At 51.5% G+C, this 2,683-nt stretch carries 4 protein-coding genes; all 4 read right to left on the bottom strand.

Annotated features, from left to right (window positions below):
• A partial coding sequence (locus DC522_RS35600; RefSeq protein ID WP_205769918.1) for a hypothetical protein occupies positions 1-478 on the bottom strand: 478 nt, incomplete at its 3' end.
• 14 nt (positions 479-492) lie between these two features.
• Positions 493-951, bottom strand: coding sequence for a hypothetical protein (locus DC522_RS34505; protein WP_133239457.1), 459 nt, complete (start codon positions 949-951; stop codon positions 493-495).
• A 3-nt stretch (positions 952-954) separates the two neighbouring features.
• Complete coding sequence (locus DC522_RS33035; protein ID WP_116532636.1) at positions 955-2,064, bottom strand: RHS repeat-associated core domain-containing protein; 1,110 nt, start codon at positions 2,062-2,064, stop codon at positions 955-957.
• 24 nt (positions 2,065-2,088) lie between these two features.
• Positions 2,089-2,343, bottom strand: coding sequence for a hypothetical protein (locus DC522_RS33030; protein WP_116532635.1), 255 nt, complete (start codon positions 2,341-2,343; stop codon positions 2,089-2,091).
• Between the last annotated feature and the right edge of the window lie 340 nt (positions 2,344-2,683).

Here is a 2,683-nt window from a genome sequence, read left to right as displayed (position 1 = left end):
AGTTCGCCATTCTCTTCGACGGCCGCTTCAGGCCGGTTTGATGAACCCGGCCCTTACACGGAAATTCCGACAGTCCCCAATAGGAACTAGACGTCGGATACCATTTGGCTGGCGCTGAATTCAATAACACACCCCCAATCGCCACAAAGACAATAATTGCCAATAGGAAATGCCCTTTATCCCCAATATGGTGCCGCCTGTTGTAAGGGTGAATTCCACGCTCACCTCTCCAGAACACGATTACTAAAGCCACACATATTACCGCTGGCATGATGTCTGGAAAAACACCATGCTGAGAGGTCACTAATGCCAATAGCACAACAGAGACCGTGATCAGGTACCAGGAGCGTTCACGAGCTTGATCTTCCGATGGGTCAGGCCGGTCGAATTCTTTGATGAAGTCCCATAGCCTGTTCATGATGGTATATTTCCAGATTGCGGCGAACTTCCTGATAGCGCGTAAAAACACGCGAGCCACGAATAGTTTTTGAGTTATAGTTTTCTGTTTATTTCTAGACCATCATTCTCCACGCTTAGCCAACTCTCAAATGAACCTCTTCTATCGAATAGCGTCCATGCAGGTAAGCCTTCGCCGGTCATAAAAGATAGTATTCTTGCTCCATTGGATAAGCTCACTTCGATTTCTGGTATACGCCCAAAAAGAGAAGCCTGTGTAACTTTGGCATCGAGAAGCTCAGAGAATACATCACTCCAATGCTGATCGTCGCTCCAGCTACCGCACAGGATCCTGTCCCCACGTTCAATGCGCCAACTCCATTCGATCATTAAAGACATGATACCCGCAGGAGCGCCTAGAGAACCGTCTCTTCTGTAAGTTGCTCTAAGAGTGCCAAATTCACAGAAGATAGCTGATCCATATCCTCGCCAAATATGGCTTAGCGAAAGACCTCTTAATTCTCCTAGCAATTTATCTACTGCTTTCCGCTTCATGGACTACTTCCCGAACATTTCTTTGGCAATTTGCAGGATCTCACCATAACTCATATTTTGGCCCGATATTTCATTATGAAGTTGACGGCGCTGATCTTTGTTAAGATCAAGCGTCCTAACAATGTCGTTAACCTGCTTATTTTGAGCTTGGTTGTTGCGGGGCGTTCCGACAGTTCCACCGGTTATTTCGACGTCTGGTATAAAACCGAATCCTTCATATGCGAACTCAACTCCGAACATATTCTCAAGTGGATTAGTAATAGACTGGCTTAGTGAATAGCCAACGCCAGAGAGCATACCAAAAGTGCCTTGATACCCGTATTCTGACCACGGCTCCACGTTTAGCGTAGGTATGTCTACAACGGGCTCAGGCGCTGGACTGGGTGTGTTGGGGTTGGTTCCTGTTCCGCCAAGAACCGAACCGGAAGGGTCGGTACCATCAGAAGAGCCTCCCGTCTCCGTTCCACCTCCTGTACCCGCTCCACCCCCTGTGCCTGTTCCTCCAGACGTGGAGGATGTTCCGTTATTGCCACCGGATGATTGGCTCGATGAACCCGAGCCGTTCCAAGAATCTGCCCACGCCTTATCATCAGGGCCATCGATAGCAGCACCACTCGGGTCACGATTATTGACCGGATCGTTCAGGCTATAGGCATAGCGGTTGGTGCCGACACCCGGCCGGATCGGATCGAGCACGTCGGGCGAGATGAACCGCCCGAGGTCCACGTCGTAGTAGCGCGCGTTGAGATACATGAGATACGTCTCGGCATCCTGTCGCTCGCCGATATAGCCGTGGCTCTCCTGGTCGGCTCCGGTGCGGAAGAACCTGTCGCCGTAGGCCCTGTAGCCGCTGCTCTGCAGCACCGCCCCGGACGCATCGGTGATCGCCCGCACGCTCGACAGATGATCCCGGTGCAGGAACGCCGTCCGCACCGTGCCGCCCGGGCTCTTCTTCAGGCGCAGATCCGGATGCGGATACAGCGACCAGGTGCCATCAGGCGCGATCTCCAGATCGCCCAGATAGAGTGTCGTCTGGACCGTCCCGTTCGGGCCGGTGTTCGCGCTCTTCTTCCAGCGTGCGCCGTCCGGACCATAGGTGTAGGCGGTCTGCATCTTATTGTCGGCTTGTGTTCAACATCAGGCCAAGGATTTTAGCTTCTTCGCAACCCGCTCATTCAATTCCATGTCTGGAATTAAACCCATTTCTCTTGTAACTATATCATTTAGATACTGAGCCAGCTCATCTATGGTCCCGCCATCGGATATCATCCTATAAATTTCCCCGACGTATCTTTCGTATTCATCTCGAAGAGCGATCTCATCATCTACGCCAATTGGATTCCAATCGTATCTGAGTATATCTCTCACCAGATTAAGCATCTGCTCTTTCATCCTAGTACTTCCTCCAAACCGTCACGATTTCTCCAAACGGATTTAGGACGACCACTGCCCGAGCTCCACGATATTGGATGCTACCAGGGCTACTCCCTGGCCTTACGGAAAGCGGATTCCGCACTGCATCCAGTATGTCTGAGGGAGATACGCCCCTTTCGATTATCCGATCAATCCCATGCCTCCTAATGCCGGTAATAGCCTGAGCGAGCTCCAAATCATTTTTGGTCGGCGCCTCATCACCAGCATTTCCTGGGGTTACACTAGAGCATCGGGCATTCAGACGAATCCGTATCCGGCGGCGGTGAAATAGTTGCGGCACGCCTCAGGCTCAACGAGA

The organism is Microvirga sp. KLBC 81, assembly GCF_003075415.1.
In the GTDB taxonomy this organism is placed as follows: domain Bacteria; phylum Pseudomonadota; class Alphaproteobacteria; order Rhizobiales; family Beijerinckiaceae; genus Microvirga.
This window is presented reverse-complemented; position numbering and strand designations above follow the sequence as displayed.

Bases quoted from the DNA above. Each gene is read 5' to 3' on its own strand.
- DC522_RS34505 (WP_133239457.1), bottom strand. From the start codon at position 951: ATGAAGCGGAAAGCAGTAGATAAATTGCTAGGAGAATTAAGAGGTCTT.
- DC522_RS33030 (WP_116532635.1), bottom strand. From the start codon at position 2,343: ATGAAAGAGCAGATGCTTAATCTGGTGAGAGATATACTCAGATACGAT.
- DC522_RS33035 (WP_116532636.1), bottom strand. From the start codon at position 2,064: ATGCAGACCGCCTACACCTATGGTCCGGACGGCGCACGCTGGAAGAAG.